The organism is Bradyrhizobium sp. CCBAU 51765, from assembly GCF_015291725.1.
Lineage (GTDB): Bacteria > Pseudomonadota > Alphaproteobacteria > Rhizobiales > Xanthobacteraceae > Bradyrhizobium > Bradyrhizobium liaoningense.
On record NZ_CP030038.1, the window covers coordinates 783,421 to 797,086 of the forward strand.

14 protein-coding genes are annotated in these 13,666 nt (G+C 65.7%); 10 read left to right on the plus strand and 4 right to left on the minus strand.

All coding sequences use genetic code 11. The features are described 5' to 3' along the window. Complete coding sequence (locus XH96_RS03655) at positions 1–1,182, minus strand: lipid-transfer protein (RefSeq protein WP_194391097.1); 1,182 nt, start codon at positions 1,180–1,182, stop codon at positions 1–3. An 88-nt stretch (positions 1,183–1,270) separates the two neighbouring features. On the opposite strand from XH96_RS03655, the gene XH96_RS03660 reads away from it, so the two are divergent. The 3 genes from XH96_RS03660 to XH96_RS03670 all read left to right on the plus strand — a co-directional run bounded on the left by XH96_RS03660 (position 1,271) and on the right by XH96_RS03670 (position 4,349). Further along, positions 1,271–2,014, plus strand: coding sequence for a TetR/AcrR family transcriptional regulator (locus XH96_RS03660; RefSeq protein WP_194391098.1), 744 nt, complete (start codon positions 1,271–1,273; stop codon positions 2,012–2,014). Further along, complete coding sequence (locus tag XH96_RS03665; protein ID WP_194391099.1) at positions 2,011–3,567, plus strand: long-chain-fatty-acid--CoA ligase; 1,557 nt, start codon at positions 2,011–2,013, stop codon at positions 3,565–3,567. Before XH96_RS03660 ends, XH96_RS03665 begins: the two co-directional genes overlap by 4 nt. A 107-nt stretch (positions 3,568–3,674) precedes the next feature. Next, a complete protein-coding gene (locus XH96_RS03670) occupies positions 3,675–4,349 on the plus strand; it encodes an alpha/beta family hydrolase (RefSeq protein ID WP_371739949.1) in 675 nt (224 codons plus the stop codon). Positions 4,350–4,591: 242 nt separating this feature from the next. Here XH96_RS03670 and XH96_RS03675 read toward each other — a convergent pair whose 3' ends face one another. After that, the gene (locus XH96_RS03675) at positions 4,592–5,566 is read right to left on the minus strand and encodes a ketopantoate reductase family protein (protein ID WP_194391100.1); all 975 of its coding nucleotides are present in this window, start codon (positions 5,564–5,566) and stop codon (positions 4,592–4,594) included. Positions 5,567–5,718: 152 nt separating this feature from the next. Here XH96_RS03675 and XH96_RS03680 point away from each other — a divergent pair, with 152 nt between their 5' ends. Further along, on the plus strand, positions 5,719–6,522 hold the full coding sequence (locus XH96_RS03680) for an enoyl-CoA hydratase-related protein (protein ID WP_194391101.1): 804 nt from the start codon (positions 5,719–5,721) through the stop codon (positions 6,520–6,522). 3 nt (positions 6,523–6,525) lie between these two features. On the opposite strand, the gene XH96_RS03685 is transcribed toward XH96_RS03680, so the two are convergent. Beyond that, positions 6,526–6,798, minus strand: coding sequence for a hypothetical protein (locus tag XH96_RS03685; RefSeq protein WP_246789940.1), 273 nt, complete (start codon positions 6,796–6,798; stop codon positions 6,526–6,528). Between the two features lie 106 nt (positions 6,799–6,904). Between XH96_RS03685 and XH96_RS03690 the strand changes: the two genes are divergently transcribed. From XH96_RS03690 to XH96_RS03705, 4 genes are all read left to right on the plus strand, one after another. Beyond that, entirely contained in the window at positions 6,905–8,272 is a 1,368-nt protein-coding gene (locus tag XH96_RS03690) for an FAD-dependent oxidoreductase (RefSeq protein WP_194391102.1), read from the plus strand. Between the two features lie 34 nt (positions 8,273–8,306). Then, a complete protein-coding gene (locus tag XH96_RS03695) occupies positions 8,307–9,311 on the plus strand; it encodes an ABC transporter substrate-binding protein (RefSeq protein ID WP_194391103.1) in 1,005 nt (334 codons plus the stop codon). Positions 9,312–9,419: 108 nt separating this feature from the next. Continuing rightward, a complete protein-coding gene (locus XH96_RS03700; RefSeq protein WP_194391104.1) occupies positions 9,420–10,193 on the plus strand; it encodes an ABC transporter ATP-binding protein in 774 nt (257 codons plus the stop codon). After that, the gene (locus tag XH96_RS03705; protein ID WP_194391105.1) at positions 10,186–11,007 is read left to right on the plus strand and encodes an ABC transporter permease; all 822 of its coding nucleotides are present in this window, start codon (positions 10,186–10,188) and stop codon (positions 11,005–11,007) included. Before XH96_RS03700 ends, XH96_RS03705 begins: the two co-directional genes overlap by 8 nt. 152 nt (positions 11,008–11,159) lie before the next feature. Here the strand turns inward: XH96_RS03705 and gtdA are convergent, their stop codons facing one another. Continuing rightward, positions 11,160–12,200, minus strand: coding sequence for a gentisate 1,2-dioxygenase (gene gtdA / locus XH96_RS03710; protein ID WP_194391106.1), 1,041 nt, complete (start codon positions 12,198–12,200; stop codon positions 11,160–11,162). Positions 12,201–12,381: 181 nt separating this feature from the next. On the opposite strand from gtdA, the gene maiA reads away from it, so the two are divergent. After that, on the plus strand, positions 12,382–13,014 hold the full coding sequence (gene maiA, locus XH96_RS03715) for a maleylacetoacetate isomerase (protein ID WP_194391107.1): 633 nt from the start codon (positions 12,382–12,384) through the stop codon (positions 13,012–13,014). Beyond that, positions 13,004–13,516 carry a MarR family winged helix-turn-helix transcriptional regulator gene (locus XH96_RS03720; RefSeq protein ID WP_194391108.1) on the plus strand — a complete coding sequence of 171 codons (513 nt, stop codon included), beginning with the start codon at positions 13,004–13,006 and terminating at the stop codon, positions 13,514–13,516. The genes maiA and XH96_RS03720 overlap by 11 nt, the downstream gene beginning before the upstream one ends. The last annotated feature ends 150 nt before the right edge of the window (positions 13,517–13,666 follow it).

Sequence of the window (13,666 nt, forward strand, 5' to 3'; positions counted from 1 at the left end):
TCAATGCCGCTTGTAGAGCGTGACGACGCAGGCGCCGCCGAGGCCGAGATTGTGCTGGAGTGCGACCTTGGCACCTTCGACCTGCGTTGAGCCGGCCGTGCCGCGCAGCTGCCGCGTCAGCTCGTAGCACTGCGCAAGCCCGGTGGCGCCGAGCGGATGTCCCTTCGACAGCAATCCGCCGGACGGGTTGGTCACGATCCGGCCGCCATAGGTGTTGTCGCCGTCATTGATGAACTTGCCGGCTTCACCCTCGCCGCAGAGACCCAGCGCCTCGTAGGTGATGAGCTCGTTATGGGCAAAGCAGTCGTGCAGCTCGACGACGTCGAGATCGCCGGGCCCGACGCCGGCACTTTCATAGACCCGGCTTGCTGCCTCTTTGGCCATGTCGTAGCCGACCAGCTGCATCATGTCGCCGGCCTTGAAGGTCGAGGGCGTGTCGGTGGTCATGGCCTGCGCCGCAATGCGGACCTGCTTGCCGATGCCGTGCTTGTCCGCGAAGCGCTCGGACACCAGCACAGCGGCCGCGCCGCCGCAGGTCGGCGGGCACGCCATCATGCGCGTCATCACGCCCGGCCAGATCACCTGGTCGTTCATCACGTCGTCGGCCGTGACTTCCTTGCGGAAGAGCGCGAGCGGATTGTTCCTGGCGTGACGGCTCGCCTTGGCGCGCACCTTCGCGAAGGCGTCGAGCGGGGTGCCGTATTTCTTCATGTGGCTGAGCCCGGCACCGCCGAAATAGCGCAGCGCCAGCGGAATGCCGGGGGCGTCGATTAGCTGGTCCGCAGCCGCGTCGAACTCCTCGAACGCGCTCGGGCGATCGGTGTAGACGCTGCCGAGCGCGCCGGGCTTCATCTGCTCGAAGCCGACCGCCAGCACGCAGTCCAGCGCGCCGCTCGCGATCATCTGCCGCGCCATGAACAGCGCGGTCGAGCCGGTCGAGCAATTGTTGTTGACGTTGACGATGGGGATACCGGTCATCCCGACGTGATACAGCGCGCGCTGCCCGCAGGTGGAATCGCCGTAGACGTAGCCGGCATAGGCCTGCTGCACCTTGTCGTAACCGAGGCCGGCATCGGCGAGCGCGAGCTTGGCCGCTTCCGTCCCCATCTCGTGATAGGGCGCGCTGGCGCCCGGCTTGGCGAAGGGGATCATGCCAACCCCTGCGACGATCACGTCAGACATGGCTTCCTCCAGATAAATTACCCATTGGACTTTTTCTTACCCGCGGGTAACATATCGGCCGATGGCCACGAGAGTCAACCGACCGAGCATGGATTCAGCGCCGCCCGCTCCGCCCTCATCGCTGCCGCCGTCGCCCTGGCTGCCGTTCGAGAGCCGCCGCCGCGCCCGCGACGAGAAGCGCGAGGCGGTGCTGCGCGCCGCCGTGCAGCTGTTCCTGGAGCAGGGCTATCATCGCGTGACGCTGAACGAGGTTGCCGAACGGCTGAACATCACCAAGCCCGCGCTCTATAATTACTTCCGGGGCAAGGACGAGATCCTGTTCGAATGCTGGTCGATGGGCGCCGAGCTCGTCGACAGCGTCATCACGGAGATCAACGCCGGCGGCGGTTCGGGCCTCGCCAAGCTGCGCAAGCTGGTGCATGCCTATGCCGCGCTGATGGCGACCGATTTCGGCGCAAGCCTGGTGCGTTTCGACCTGCGCGACCTGACCGAGCGGAACGCCGGCGTCGCGCGCGCCGCCAAGAAGCGCATCGACGCCACGTTCCGGAAGTACATCGCCGGGGGCATCGACGACGGTTCGATCAGGTCCTGCGATCCCAAGCTTGCAGCGTTCGCGATCGCGGGTGCGCTCAACTGGATCGGCCACTGGTACCAACGCGACGGCGAGTTCTCGCCGACCGAGATTGCCGACGAGTTCACGGTTCGGCTGACGGAGGGCCTCGCGACCGAGGGCCGACAGCAGATGACAAAGAAGACGCCGAGAGCGCCGCAACGGCGCAACTCAGGGCGCGCCACGACTGGGAAGAAGCGCACAGGAGGAGGAACGCGATGAACATCACACATGGGCTGCGGCGCGCGCTGCAGATCAACCCGAACGGGCTGGCCACCGTCTATGGCCAGCGGCGCCGCAGTTGGGGCGAGCTCGGCGAACGCGTTGCCAGGCTGGCCGGCGGTCTGCGCACGCGCGGCGTCCGCGACGGCGATCGTGTTGCGGTGCTGTCCTTCAACTCGGACCGCTATCTCGAGCTTTATCTGGCGACGGGTTGGGCGGGCGGCGTGATCGTGCCGCTCAACATCCGCTGGAGCGCCCTCGAAAACGAGGATGCGCTGCGCGACTGCCGTGCCTCCGTGCTGCTGGTCGACAAGGCCTTTGCGCAGGTCGGCGCGCAGCTCGCCGGCGCCATTCCGGGGTTGAAGCTGGTCTACGCCGACGACGGCGAGGTGCCGGCCGGGATGGAGGGCTATGAGGATCTGGTCGCGGGCAACGCTCCGGTCGCCGATGCCATGCGCAAGGGCGAGGATCTCGCCGGCATCTTCTGCACCGGCGGCACCACCGGGCGGTCCAAGGGCGTGATGCTCAGCCACCGGAACCTGATGGCCAACGCGCTCAATGCTCTCGGCGAAGGACTGTTTCCGGCGAGCACGACCTATCTGCATGCGGCGCCGATGTTTCACCTTGCCAACGGGGCGGCGATGTATTCGCTGCTGCTCTCCGGCGGCTCGAACGTAATCGTTCAGGGCTTCACGCCCGAAGGCGTGATGGCCGCGATGCAGAACGAGCGCGTCACCGACGTGCTGCTGGTGCCCACGATGATCCAGATGTTCGTCGATCACCCCGCGATCGGAAACTACGACCTGTCGTCGCTCAAGCACATCATCTACGGGGCCTCGCCGATCAGCGAGGCGGTGCTCGACCGTGCCGCGCGCGCATTGCCGCATGTGCGCTTCACCCAGGCCTATGGCATGACCGAATTGTCGCCGATCGCGACGCTCCTGCATGCCGGCGAGCATGTCGGGGAGGGGCGCCGAAAGGGACGTCATCGCGGTGCCGGCCGTGCCACGCTCGGCTGCGAGGTCCGGATCGTCGACGAGAACGACCGGCCGGTGCCGGCAGGGGCCGTCGGCGAGATCGTGGTGCGCGGCGACACCGTGATGATGGGCTATTGGGAGCGGCCGGAGGAGACCGCGCGCGCCGTCGTCGACGGCTGGATGCACACGGGCGACGGCGGCTACATGGACGAGGACGGGTTCATCTATGTCGTCGACCGCGTCAAGGACATGATCATCTCGGGCGGCGAGAATGTGTACTCGGTCGAGGTCGAGAACGCGCTGGCGCAGCATCCGTCGGTGCTGCAATGCGCCGTCATCGGAATTCCCAATGAGCAATGGGGAGAGCAGGTCCATGCCGTCGTGGTCAGACGCAGCGGCGTGGAGGTTTCGGCCGGCGAGCTGATCGAGTTCACGAAGACGTTGATTGCGGGCTACAAATGTCCCCGCAGCATCGAGATCACGGAGACGCCATTGCCGCTGTCGGGCGCGGGCAAGGTGCTGAAGCGCGAGCTGCGCCGGCCGTTCTGGGAAGGGAGGGAACGGCGGGTCAGCTGACGGCTGCCGCGCGTTACGGCATGCGCGCCGAGGACGCGTGAAGATTGATGTTTCCAGACCGCGGTCGCGCGAGTATCTCTTGCAGGACTCATCGGGAACATCCAATCTTGGTCCAGAGGCGAGAGCTCAAGCTCGACATCGAGCGCATCGGGACGGTCTCGGCGATCCTGACGCAGCCGGGCCGTGCGCGCGCCTGCTACGTGCTGGCGCACGGCGCGGGCGCCGATATGCGGCACTCCTTCATGGAGAAGGTCGCGGCAGGTCTCGCGGAGCGTGGCATCGCGACGTTCCGCTTCAATTTTCCGTACATGGAGAAGAAGCAGGGGCGTCCAGACCAGCCGGCCGTCGCACACGCCGCCATCCGCGCGGCGGTGGAGGAGGCGGCGCGGCTCTGTCCCGGATTGAAGCTCATTGCCGGCGGCAAGTCGTTCGGCGGCCGCATGACCTCGCAGACGCAGTCGAAGGCACCGCTGCCCGGTGTCAAAGGGCTCGCCTTTCTCGGCTTTCCCCTCCATGCCGACAAGAAGCCGTCGAGCGAGCGCGCCGAGCACCTCGCCGGCATCGCAATCCCCATGCTGTTCCTGCAAGGCACGCGCGACGGGCTTGCTGATCTCGGCCATCTCAGGCCCGTGATCAAAACGCTCGGCGCGAGGGCGACGCTGCATGAAGTCGAAGGCGGCGATCACTCCTTCGCGGTCCTAAAAAAGTCCGGCCGCAGCAACGAGGAGGCGCTTGCGGAAGTGCTGGATACGCTCGCGGCCTGGATCGACGGAGTCGCGTAGAGTTCGACGAACAGCAAGGCACGCTTCGTTCCAGCCCCTTATGGGGAAGGGTGATTGCATTCTAACCTGCAAGCGAGATCGTCATGCCCGGGCTTGTCCCGGGCATCCACGTTCTTCGTGCCGCCGGCAAAACGTGGATGGCCGGGACAAGCCCGGCCATGACGATGTGGAGACTATTGTGCCCAAAAGGGCACGGCTCATGTGCAAAGACGGCTCATATGCCGTCCCAGCGGCTCATCCCTTCACGCCGCATAAAGACCCTTGTCGCGCGCCTTCTGAATCGCCAGCGCGGCGATCAGGTCGAGCGTCGGCGTCGACAGGCCGGCGGTGCGCGCGAAGGCCTGGGGCGCCTTCACCAGCACGTCGATCTCCATGGCGCGGCCAAGCTCGTAATCCTGGAGCAGCGACGGCTTGTGATTGGGGGCAGAGCCGCTGCGGGTCACGCGCTTGACCTCGGGAATGAAATGCTGGGCGATCTCGTTGGCCTCGCTCAGCATGCGTGGAATCACCTCGGCAAAGGCGGGGTCGTCGCGCACACCGCGCGCGGTCTGGCCGGTGAGCAGGCACAGCACCGAGAGCGACATGTTGGTCAGCAGCTTTGACCAGATCGCCTCGCGGATCTCGGCCACCGGCGGCGATTCCAGCCGGGCATCGTTGAGGACATTGCGAAGCGTCGTGATGCGCTCGCAATGGCGATCGTCGCATTCGCCGATCAAGACGCGATTGCGGTCCGGCGTCAGGTTCTGCACCACGCCGGGCGCGATCACCTCGTTGGAGGAGAAGATCACGCCGCCGACGATGCGCTCCTTCGGGATGCAGGTGCGCAAGCGTCCGCCGGGATCGAGGAAGGAGATATCGGGCGGCGTCGGATGCCGCGGCGGCAGGCCGATGCCGTACCACCAGGGAATGCCGTTCTGCGCGAACACGATCGCGGTATCGTCCTGCAGCAGCGGCTTGATGCTGGACACCAGTCCGGTCAGGGCGGTGGCCTTCAGCGTGGAGATCACGACGTCCTGCGGGCCGAGCTGGGCCGGATCGCCCGAGGCGTTCACCTTGGCACTCACCTCGGAATCGCCGACCCGCAGCTTGAGGCCGCCTTCGCGAGCTGCCTCCAGATGCGCCCCCCGCATCACGCAGCTGACCTCGTGGCCGGCGCGCGCCAGCCGGACCGCAATGTGGCTGCCGACGGCGCCCGCGCCGAAAATGCAGATGCGCATGATGATGTCCCGTACCTATGGTGTCGCCCCGGCACCAGCATGACACAAGCCGCCATGCGATGGACGCGGCCGCCCCACGCCGGAAAGATATGGATCAGGACGCGCCGTCTCGGTCATAGTGCGCAGTAAACAGACCGACCGGAGGATCGCCGATGACCGCCAGCCCCGTCCTGTGGACTCTCGATGAGCGTGGGGTTGCGACCGTCACGTTGAACCGGCCGGAGGTCAACAACGCCTACGACGGCGCGCTGATATCAGGCGTGCTCGCGGCTATGGACGATCTCGGCAGAAAGCCGAACCTGCGCGTCGTCGTGCTCAGGGGCAACGGCAAGCATTTTCAGGCTGGCGCCGATCTGAAATGGATCAACGGCGTGCGGCCGCAATCGGCTGAAGCCAACGAAGCGGCGTCGCGGGCCACTTTCGAGGCGGTGCAGCGGCTCAACACGCTGCCGATCCCGACCGTCGCGCTGGTGCAGGGCGGCTGCTTTGGCGGCGGTACCGGCGTGATCGCGGCCTGCGATGTCGTGATCGCCGCGGACAACGCCCTGTTCTCGATCACCGAGGTGCGCTGGGGCCTGACCGCGGCGATCATCATCCCGCAGCTCTGTGACGCCATCGGCGTTCGGCAAGTCCGCCGTTACGCGCTGACCGGAGAGCGCTTCGGCGCCGAGGATGCTCGCCGCATCGGCCTCGTCCACGAGGTGGTACCGCTGGCTGAACTCGAGGCCGCAGGCAGCAAGGTGGTCGAGCAATTGCTCGCCAACGGGCCCGAGGCGATGGCCGAGACCAAGCGCCTCGCGCTTGAGAGCTCGTTCGGCGGCATGGCGGTGGACGATGCCGCCTACACCCGGCTCGTGCAGCTGCATTCGCTCAAGCGTCAGAGCGCCGAGGCGGCGGAAGGGCTGGCCTCATTCGCGGAGAAGCGGGCGGCGAATTGGGGCGGCGCAAACAGCTGAACGTCAGCAGCCGCGGCAGATGTTGCTGATGCTGCGGTAGACCGCGTCGTCATCCTGCCGCAATTGGCGCATCGTTTCGAACGACTTGCTCTCGCTGGTGGGCGCGGCCGGCCTGCGCCTCACCGCCAGCTCTTCCTCCTGGCGCTTGTAGCAGGCTTCGCGGTCCGTCTTGGCCTGGATGAAGCGGCAAGTCTGCTCCAGGGCTGCAACTGGAGCGACCGAGATCGCGAGAAAGATCAGGGCGGGCAGGGCGAGCTTTGCGGGTTTGCGATTCATGGCGAGGGTTGTTTCAGGTCTGATCGCTCCGTGCAACCGGCGACTTGTGACCCCCGTGCAAGCCGGGATAATGCAGGCTCCGACGAGGTAAGAGGATAGAGGTGCGATGCCGACCGGCATGATCGAAGAACCGGCACGACAAGTGCCGCTCTATGGCGAATACGAAGTCGTCGTCCTCGGCGGCGGTCCGGCTGGCATATTGGCGGCGGCCTCAGCTTCGCGGGCCGGGCGGAAGACGCTGCTGATCGAGCGATACGGTTTTCTCGGCGGCATGGGCACCGCAGCCGGCGTGACCAACTTCTGCGGCCTGCACGGCAATGTCCATGGCGAGCATCGGCGGCTGGTGCAGGGCATGGCGTCGGAACTGCTGGCACGGATCGATCGCTTGAACGGCCTGAACACGCCGCATCTGATCCTCGGCAAGGTCTTCGCGCAGGCCTATGACACCGCCGCGTACAAAATCGCGGCCGATCAACTGCTCGCCGGTCACAAGGTGCATATCCTCTTCCATGCGCTCGGTGCCGGCGTCGTGATGGGCGATGTCCGCCGCATCGACGCGCTGCTGGTCGAGACCAAGGCCGGCCGGCAGGCGGTGCGATCAGAAATCTTCATCGACTGCTCGGGCGATGGCGATCTCGCCGTGTGGGCCGGCGCGCCGTTCGAGATCGGCGACGAGCAGGGCCATCCGCTCTATCCCTCGATGATGCTCCGCCTCAACGGCATCGATCCCGGGAAGGCGGGCGAGGCCTGGCGGACCATCCCGCAGCTGATGGAGAAGGCCATCGCGGCCGGCACCCATACATTCCCGCGCAAGAGCGCCATCGTGCGGCCGCAAAAATCCGGCATCGAATGGCGCGTGAACTTTACGCAAGTCGCGCGCGAGGACGGCCATGCCATCAACGGCATCGAGCCCGACGATCTCACCCGCGGCGAGATCGAGGGCCGCAAGCAGGCGCTCGCCGCGTTCGAATTCCTGCGCAGCACCGTGCCGGGCTTTGAAAAATCCTACATCGTCGACCTGCCGCCGCAGCTCGGCATCCGCGAGACCCGCCGCATCGAGGGCGGCTATCAGCTCAGCGGCGAGGACGTGCTCGGCTGCGCCTCGTTCGAGGATTCGATCGGCGTCAATGGCTGGCCGATCGAGGCCCATGTTCCCGGCGACGTCGTCTTCACATTTCCGCCAATTCCGGAATCGCGCGGCTACAACGAGCTGCCCTACCGGATGCTGGTGCCCCAAGGCGTCGACAATCTCCTGGTCGCCGGCCGTTGTGCCTCGATGACACATGAAGGCCAGTCGGCGGCGCGCGTCTCCGGTGCCTGTTTCGTGATGGGCGAGGCTGCCGGTTCCGCCGCCGCGCTGGCGCTCTCCGGAAACCGAATCCCGCGTGACATCCCCATTGAAAAATTGCAGGAAACGTTGAAGCGACAGGGCGCCTTCATCGGGCGGGACCAGGCTGTCCCCGAAGGCCTGTAGCGGACTGCAAGACAACGACGGCGGAGGAATTGGAATGATCGGGATGGCGCGGCTCGCGATAGCGGGCCTGGTGGCGATCATGGCGATGGGCACGGCGCGGGCCGAGGATGTGCTGAAGGCCAGGATCGGCGTGCTCCGCCTGTCCTCCTCCGCGCCCGTTTTCATCGCGCAGGACAAGGGCTATTTCCGCGACGCCGGCCTGGAGGTCGAGCTCAAATTCTTCGATGCGGCGCAGCCGATCGCGGTGGCGACGACCTCAGGCGATGTCGATTTCGGCGTCACCGCCTTCACCGCGGGCCTCTACAATCTCGCCGGCAAGGGCGTGCTGAAGGTGATCGGCGGCATGAGCCGTGAGAAGCCCGGCTATCCCCTGATCGGCTATTTCGCCAGCAACAACGCCTATGCCGCCGGGCTGAAGACCCCGAAGGACCTCGCCGGCAAGCGCGTGGCGGTGACGCAGGTCGGATCGAGCTTTCACTATTCGCTCGGCCTGCTCGCCGACAAATACGGCTTCAAGCTCGCCGACGTGAAGATCGTGCCGCTGCAATCGCTGTCGAATGCGGCGGCTGCGCTCAAGGGCGAGACCGTCGATGCCGCGCTGCTGCCGATCTCCACGGCGCGAAAGCTGATGGACGAAGGCGGCGCGAAGTTCCTGGGCTGGGTCGGGGACGAGACGCCGTGGCAGCTGGGGGCGGTATTCGCCGCGCCGAAGACGCTGGCCAACAAGGCGCTGGTGACGAAATTCCTCGGCGTGCTCGCGAAAGCCGACCGCGAATATCACGACGTCATTCTGGCTTCGATGAAGGATGGCGTTGTCCCGATCAACGAACGGACAAAACCGCTGCTGGAGATCATCGCCAAGTACACCAATTTGCCAGTCGAGCAGGTGGTCGGCAATTGCGCCTATGTCGATCCCGACGGCAAGCTCGACGTCAAGAATGTCGACAACCAGATCAAATGGCTCCAGGAGCAGGGCTTTGCCGACAAGGGTTTTGATGCGGAAGCGATCATCGCCAAGGAATTCGTGAAAGCGGATTGATAATCGCTGTCATTCCGGGATGGTCCGAAGGACCAGACCCGGAATCTCGAGATTCCGGGTTCGGCTCTTCGAGCCGCCCCGGAATGACAGAGCAAGTGAAGGTGTCTCATGGACCTGATCGCCAATCACATCTCCCATCGCTTCGGCGATCTCGCCGTGCTCGACGATGTCTCCTTCACCGTCAGCGCCGGCGAGGTGGTGGCGATCGTGGGGCCATCGGGGTGCGGCAAGAGCACGCTGCTGTCGATCCTGGGCGGGTTGCTGCAGCCGACCTCCGGCGCGGCGGAGCTGCGCGGCGCGCCGCCGGCGGACAGTCTCAATCCGCTGACCTTCGTGTTCCAGGATTTTGCGCTGCTGCCCTGGGCCACGGTGGAGGAGAATGTCGAATTCCCGCTGCTGCATGCCCAGCTCACCGCTGCGCAACGCCGTGTGCTGGTCGAGGACGCCCTGCGCCGCACCGGCCTGACCGATTTCCGCACCACCTATCCAAAGCAGCTCTCCGGCGGCATGCGCCAGCGCGTCGGTATTTCGCGCGCGCTTGCGGTGAAGCCCGCGATCCTGCTGATGGACGAGCCGCTCTCGGCCCTGGATTCGCAGACTCGCGAACTCCTGATGGAAGACTTTGTCCGCCTGCTCGCCGATGGCGGCATGGGCGCGGTCTATGTCACCCACAATCTCGAAGAAGCCGCACGGCTTGCCGACCGCATCGTCGTGCTGTCGCGGCGGCCGGGACGCATCCGCGAGGTCGTGACCGTGCCGATGACGCGCGCGGCCCGCGGCGAAATTGCTGCGCGTGAACAGCTGCTCGCGCTTCAGAACCAGATCTGGTCGCTGATCCGCAACGAGGCGATCGATGCCGAGCGCGAGGTCCAGCATGCTTGATCGCGCGCCGGCGGAGATTGCGAAGGACACTGCGACGCGCCGCGTCCGCTTCCGTGGCGCGGGCTTCGTGCCGGACTCGAGCCGCCACGGCGGCTGGATCGCGCTCGCGCTCGTCATCGCCCTTTGGCAGGTCGCCGGCAGCGCCGGCCTCGTCAATCCGCTGTTCCTGCCGGCGCCCTCGGCGATCGCGCACGCGATCTACCAGCTCGCTATCTCAGGCGCGCTCTGGCAGCACGTTTCGGCCTCGCTGCTGCGCATCGGCGTCGGCTGGCTGCTCGGCACCGCGGCCGGTGTCGCCGTCGGCTTTGCCATCGGCCTGTCGCGGCTGGCGCGCAGCGTCGGCATCACCTTCATCTCGGCGCTGTTCCCGATTCCGAAGATCGCGCTGTTGCCGCTGTTGATCCTCTGGCTCGGCATCGGCGAAGAGCCGAAGATCGCAACCATTGCGCTCGGCGTCTTCTTCTCCACCGCGATCTCGGTCTATAGCGGCGTTGATGCAGTGCCGCGCAACCTGATCCGCATGGCGCAGAGCTTCAACGTTCCCTTCGCCACCATCGTGCGCAAGGTGATCTGGCCGGGCGCACTGCCCGCGATCCTCGCCGGCTTCCGCATCACGGCGTCGGTGGCGCTGCTGCTCGTCGTCAGCGCCGAGATGGTCGGTGCGCAATACGGCATCGGCGCCTTTGTGCTGCAAGCCGGCAATCTGATGCAGACGGATCAGCTGCTCGCGGGCGTGGTGATCCTGTCGGTGTTCGGGCTGGCAGTGGGCAAGGTGATCGGCTGGCTGGAGACGCGGCTGTTGCATTGGCGGTAGCCGCGAACGCAAAGATCATGAGGACGCAGGCGAGCGCCACAAATCAGGTCGTCATGCCCGGGCTTGACCCGGGCATCCACGTCTTTCCTCGGGCGTAGCGGCACGTGGATGGCCGGGACAAGCCCGGCCATGACGGAGGATAGAGCGGCGCCTCACGCGTTGCCGCGATCTTCCCTGAACAGATCCAGCTTCTGCTGCACGGGCCGGTCCGAGAAGCTGAACAGCACGGCGTCCTCGTCCGCCTCGTGCGTCACCCAGTGCCAGCTCGGCACCACGAACAGATCGCGCGGGGCCCATTCGAAAACAGCATCGCCGATGCGGCTGCGGCCCTTGCCTTCGATCGGGCAGAACACCGTCGCATCGGTCGCGCGATAGCGCGCCGTCTTGAATCCCCTGGGCAGCAGCTGAATGAAGGTGCCGATGGTCGGCATGGCGAAATCGCCGGTCTCGGGGTTGCTGAACTTCAGCTTGAGGCCGTGGCAGGCGTCCCATTCCTGGCTGGTCCTCGCCTTCTCCAGTGCCTCGCGGGTGTAGGCATAGGGATAGCTGAAGATCGGCGAGGTCTTCGAGCTCCGCTTCACATCAACGGGCAAGAGGTTGTGGCCGTAGCGGGCAAAGCTGTCGCCGGCAGGTTTCGTGATCTTCTGCTGGTCTTCCTTCGATCCTTCCGCGAAGGAACAGTCGAAGAACTGCACCAACGGGATATCGAGGCCGTCGAGCCAGAACATCGGCTGGTCGGTCTCGTTGGAATGATCGTGCCAGGTCATGGACGGCGTGATGATGAAATCGCCGGGCTCCATCGCGGTGCGTTCGCCATCGACGGCGGTGTGGGCACCCTTGCCTTCGAGCACGAAGCGCAGCGCCGACTGGCTGTGCCGGTGCGCAGGCGCGACGTCGCCGGGCACCACCATCTGCACCCCCGCGTAGAGCGAGGTCGTGATCTTGGACTGGCCGCGCAGCCCCGGGTTCTCCAGCACCAGCACGCGCCGCTCGGCCTCCTTGGCGGTGATGAGCTTGCCGGCCTCCGTCATGTAGTCGCGGATGACGTCGAACTTCCAGAGGTGCGGCCGGCAGGCACTCTTCGGCTCCGGCGTGATCAGGTCGCTCATCACCGTCCACAGCGCGGTGAGATTCTCGCCATCGATCTTCTTGTAGAATGCCTCGCGTTCCGGCGTCTTGATCACGACTTCCATGGTTGCTGCTCCCGATCGTTTGTTGATTGACAGTATACTGACGATCTAGGTAGCGTCAATGTAAGGGATGGTGGTAAGGCTGTCGTTCCGGGGCACGCGAAGCGTGAACCCGGAACCTCGAGATTCCGGGTTCGATGCTGACGCATCGCCCCGGAATGACAAACAAGGGAAGGAGGTCCCGATGAAGCTGCACGGCTATTTCCGCTCCAGCGCCGCCTATCGGGTGCGGATCGCGCTGAACCTCAAGGGGCTCGGCGCCGAGCATCTGCCGCATCATCTTCGCAAGGGCGAACAATGCGCGCCCGCTTATCTGGCCATCAACCCGCAAGGCCTCGTGCCCGCGCTGGAGAGCGAGGGCGGCACCGTGCTGACGCAATCGGTGGCGATCATCGAATGGCTTGACGAGACCCACCCCAATCCGCCGCTGCTGCCAAAGGATCCGCTGCGCCGCGCCAAGGTGAGGGCGTTCGCGCTGGCGATCGCCTGCGACACCCATCCGGTGCAGAATTTGAAGGTGCTGGCGCGGCTGCGCGAGCTCGCCCTGCCCGAGGAGAAGGTGCAGGACTGGGCGGCGTGGGTCAATCGCGAGGGCCTGTCGGCCTGCGAGACCCTGATCCGAGATGAGAAGGGGCCGTTCTGCTTCGGCGATGCGCCGACACTGGCCGATCTGTGCCTCGTGCCGCAGCTTACCAATGCCCGCCGCTTCGGCGTCGATGTCTCCGCCTATCCGCGCCTGCTCGAGGCCGAGGCCGCCGCCAAGGCGCTGCCCGCCTTCGCCGATGCCGCACCGGAGAAGCAGCCCGATGCCGAGTAAGCCTGCCGCTCCGATCACCATGGACGCGGTCTATGCCGCGCCGGGCTATCTGTTCCGGCGCATGCAGCAGATCGCGGTCTCGATCTTCATGGAGGAGTGCAAGGCGTTCGATCTCACCCCGGTGCAATATGCCGCGCTGGTCGCGATCCATACCCATCCCGGCATCGACGCAACGCGGCTGTCGGCGGTGATCGCCTTCGACCGCTCCACGCTCGGCAGCGTGATCGAGCGGCTCCAGGCCAAGGGCTATATCGAGCGCAAGCCGGCCCCGGAAGACAGGCGGATCAAGCTGCTCCACCTGACAAAATCAGGCGCCGCGATCCTGCGCGACATCATCCCCGCCGTCGAACGCGCCCAGGCGCGGATGCTTGAACCGCTGAAGCCCGCCGACCGCAAGACGCTGATGGGGCTGTTGGTGCAGCTCGTCGATCTCAACAACGAGGCCTCGCGCGTGCCGCTGCGGGCGGAGGATGCACTGGAGCATCTGGGGAAGGCTGGGTGAGGGGATGATTCGCGGCTGTTGATGTGGCCGTGCTGCCACCTCCATCTCCGCTGTCATTCCCCGCGAAAGCGGGGATCCAGTACGCTGCGGCTTCTCGGCTCATCACAGCCGCCTCTGGAATACTGGATCGCCTGCCTTCGCGGGCGATGA

Bases quoted from the DNA above. Each gene is read 5' to 3' on its own strand.
- XH96_RS03655 (WP_194391097.1), bottom strand. From the start codon at position 1,182: ATGTCTGACGTGATCGTCGCAGGGGTTGGCATGATCCCCTTCGCCAAG.
- XH96_RS03660 (WP_194391098.1), top strand. From the start codon at position 1,271: ATGGATTCAGCGCCGCCCGCTCCGCCCTCATCGCTGCCGCCGTCGCCC.
- XH96_RS03665 (WP_194391099.1), top strand. From the start codon at position 2,011: ATGAACATCACACATGGGCTGCGGCGCGCGCTGCAGATCAACCCGAAC.
- XH96_RS03675 (WP_194391100.1), bottom strand. From the start codon at position 5,566: ATGCGCATCTGCATTTTCGGCGCGGGCGCCGTCGGCAGCCACATTGCG.
- XH96_RS03680 (WP_194391101.1), top strand. From the start codon at position 5,719: ATGACCGCCAGCCCCGTCCTGTGGACTCTCGATGAGCGTGGGGTTGCG.
- XH96_RS03685 (WP_246789940.1), bottom strand. From the start codon at position 6,798: ATGAATCGCAAACCCGCAAAGCTCGCCCTGCCCGCCCTGATCTTTCTC.
- XH96_RS03690 (WP_194391102.1), top strand. From the start codon at position 6,905: ATGCCGACCGGCATGATCGAAGAACCGGCACGACAAGTGCCGCTCTAT.
- XH96_RS03695 (WP_194391103.1), top strand. From the start codon at position 8,307: ATGATCGGGATGGCGCGGCTCGCGATAGCGGGCCTGGTGGCGATCATG.
- XH96_RS03700 (WP_194391104.1), top strand. From the start codon at position 9,420: ATGGACCTGATCGCCAATCACATCTCCCATCGCTTCGGCGATCTCGCC.
- XH96_RS03705 (WP_194391105.1), top strand. From the start codon at position 10,186: ATGCTTGATCGCGCGCCGGCGGAGATTGCGAAGGACACTGCGACGCGC.
- gtdA (WP_194391106.1), bottom strand. From the start codon at position 12,200: ATGGAAGTCGTGATCAAGACGCCGGAACGCGAGGCATTCTACAAGAAG.
- maiA (WP_194391107.1), top strand. From the start codon at position 12,382: ATGAAGCTGCACGGCTATTTCCGCTCCAGCGCCGCCTATCGGGTGCGG.
- XH96_RS03720 (WP_194391108.1), top strand. From the start codon at position 13,004: ATGCCGAGTAAGCCTGCCGCTCCGATCACCATGGACGCGGTCTATGCC.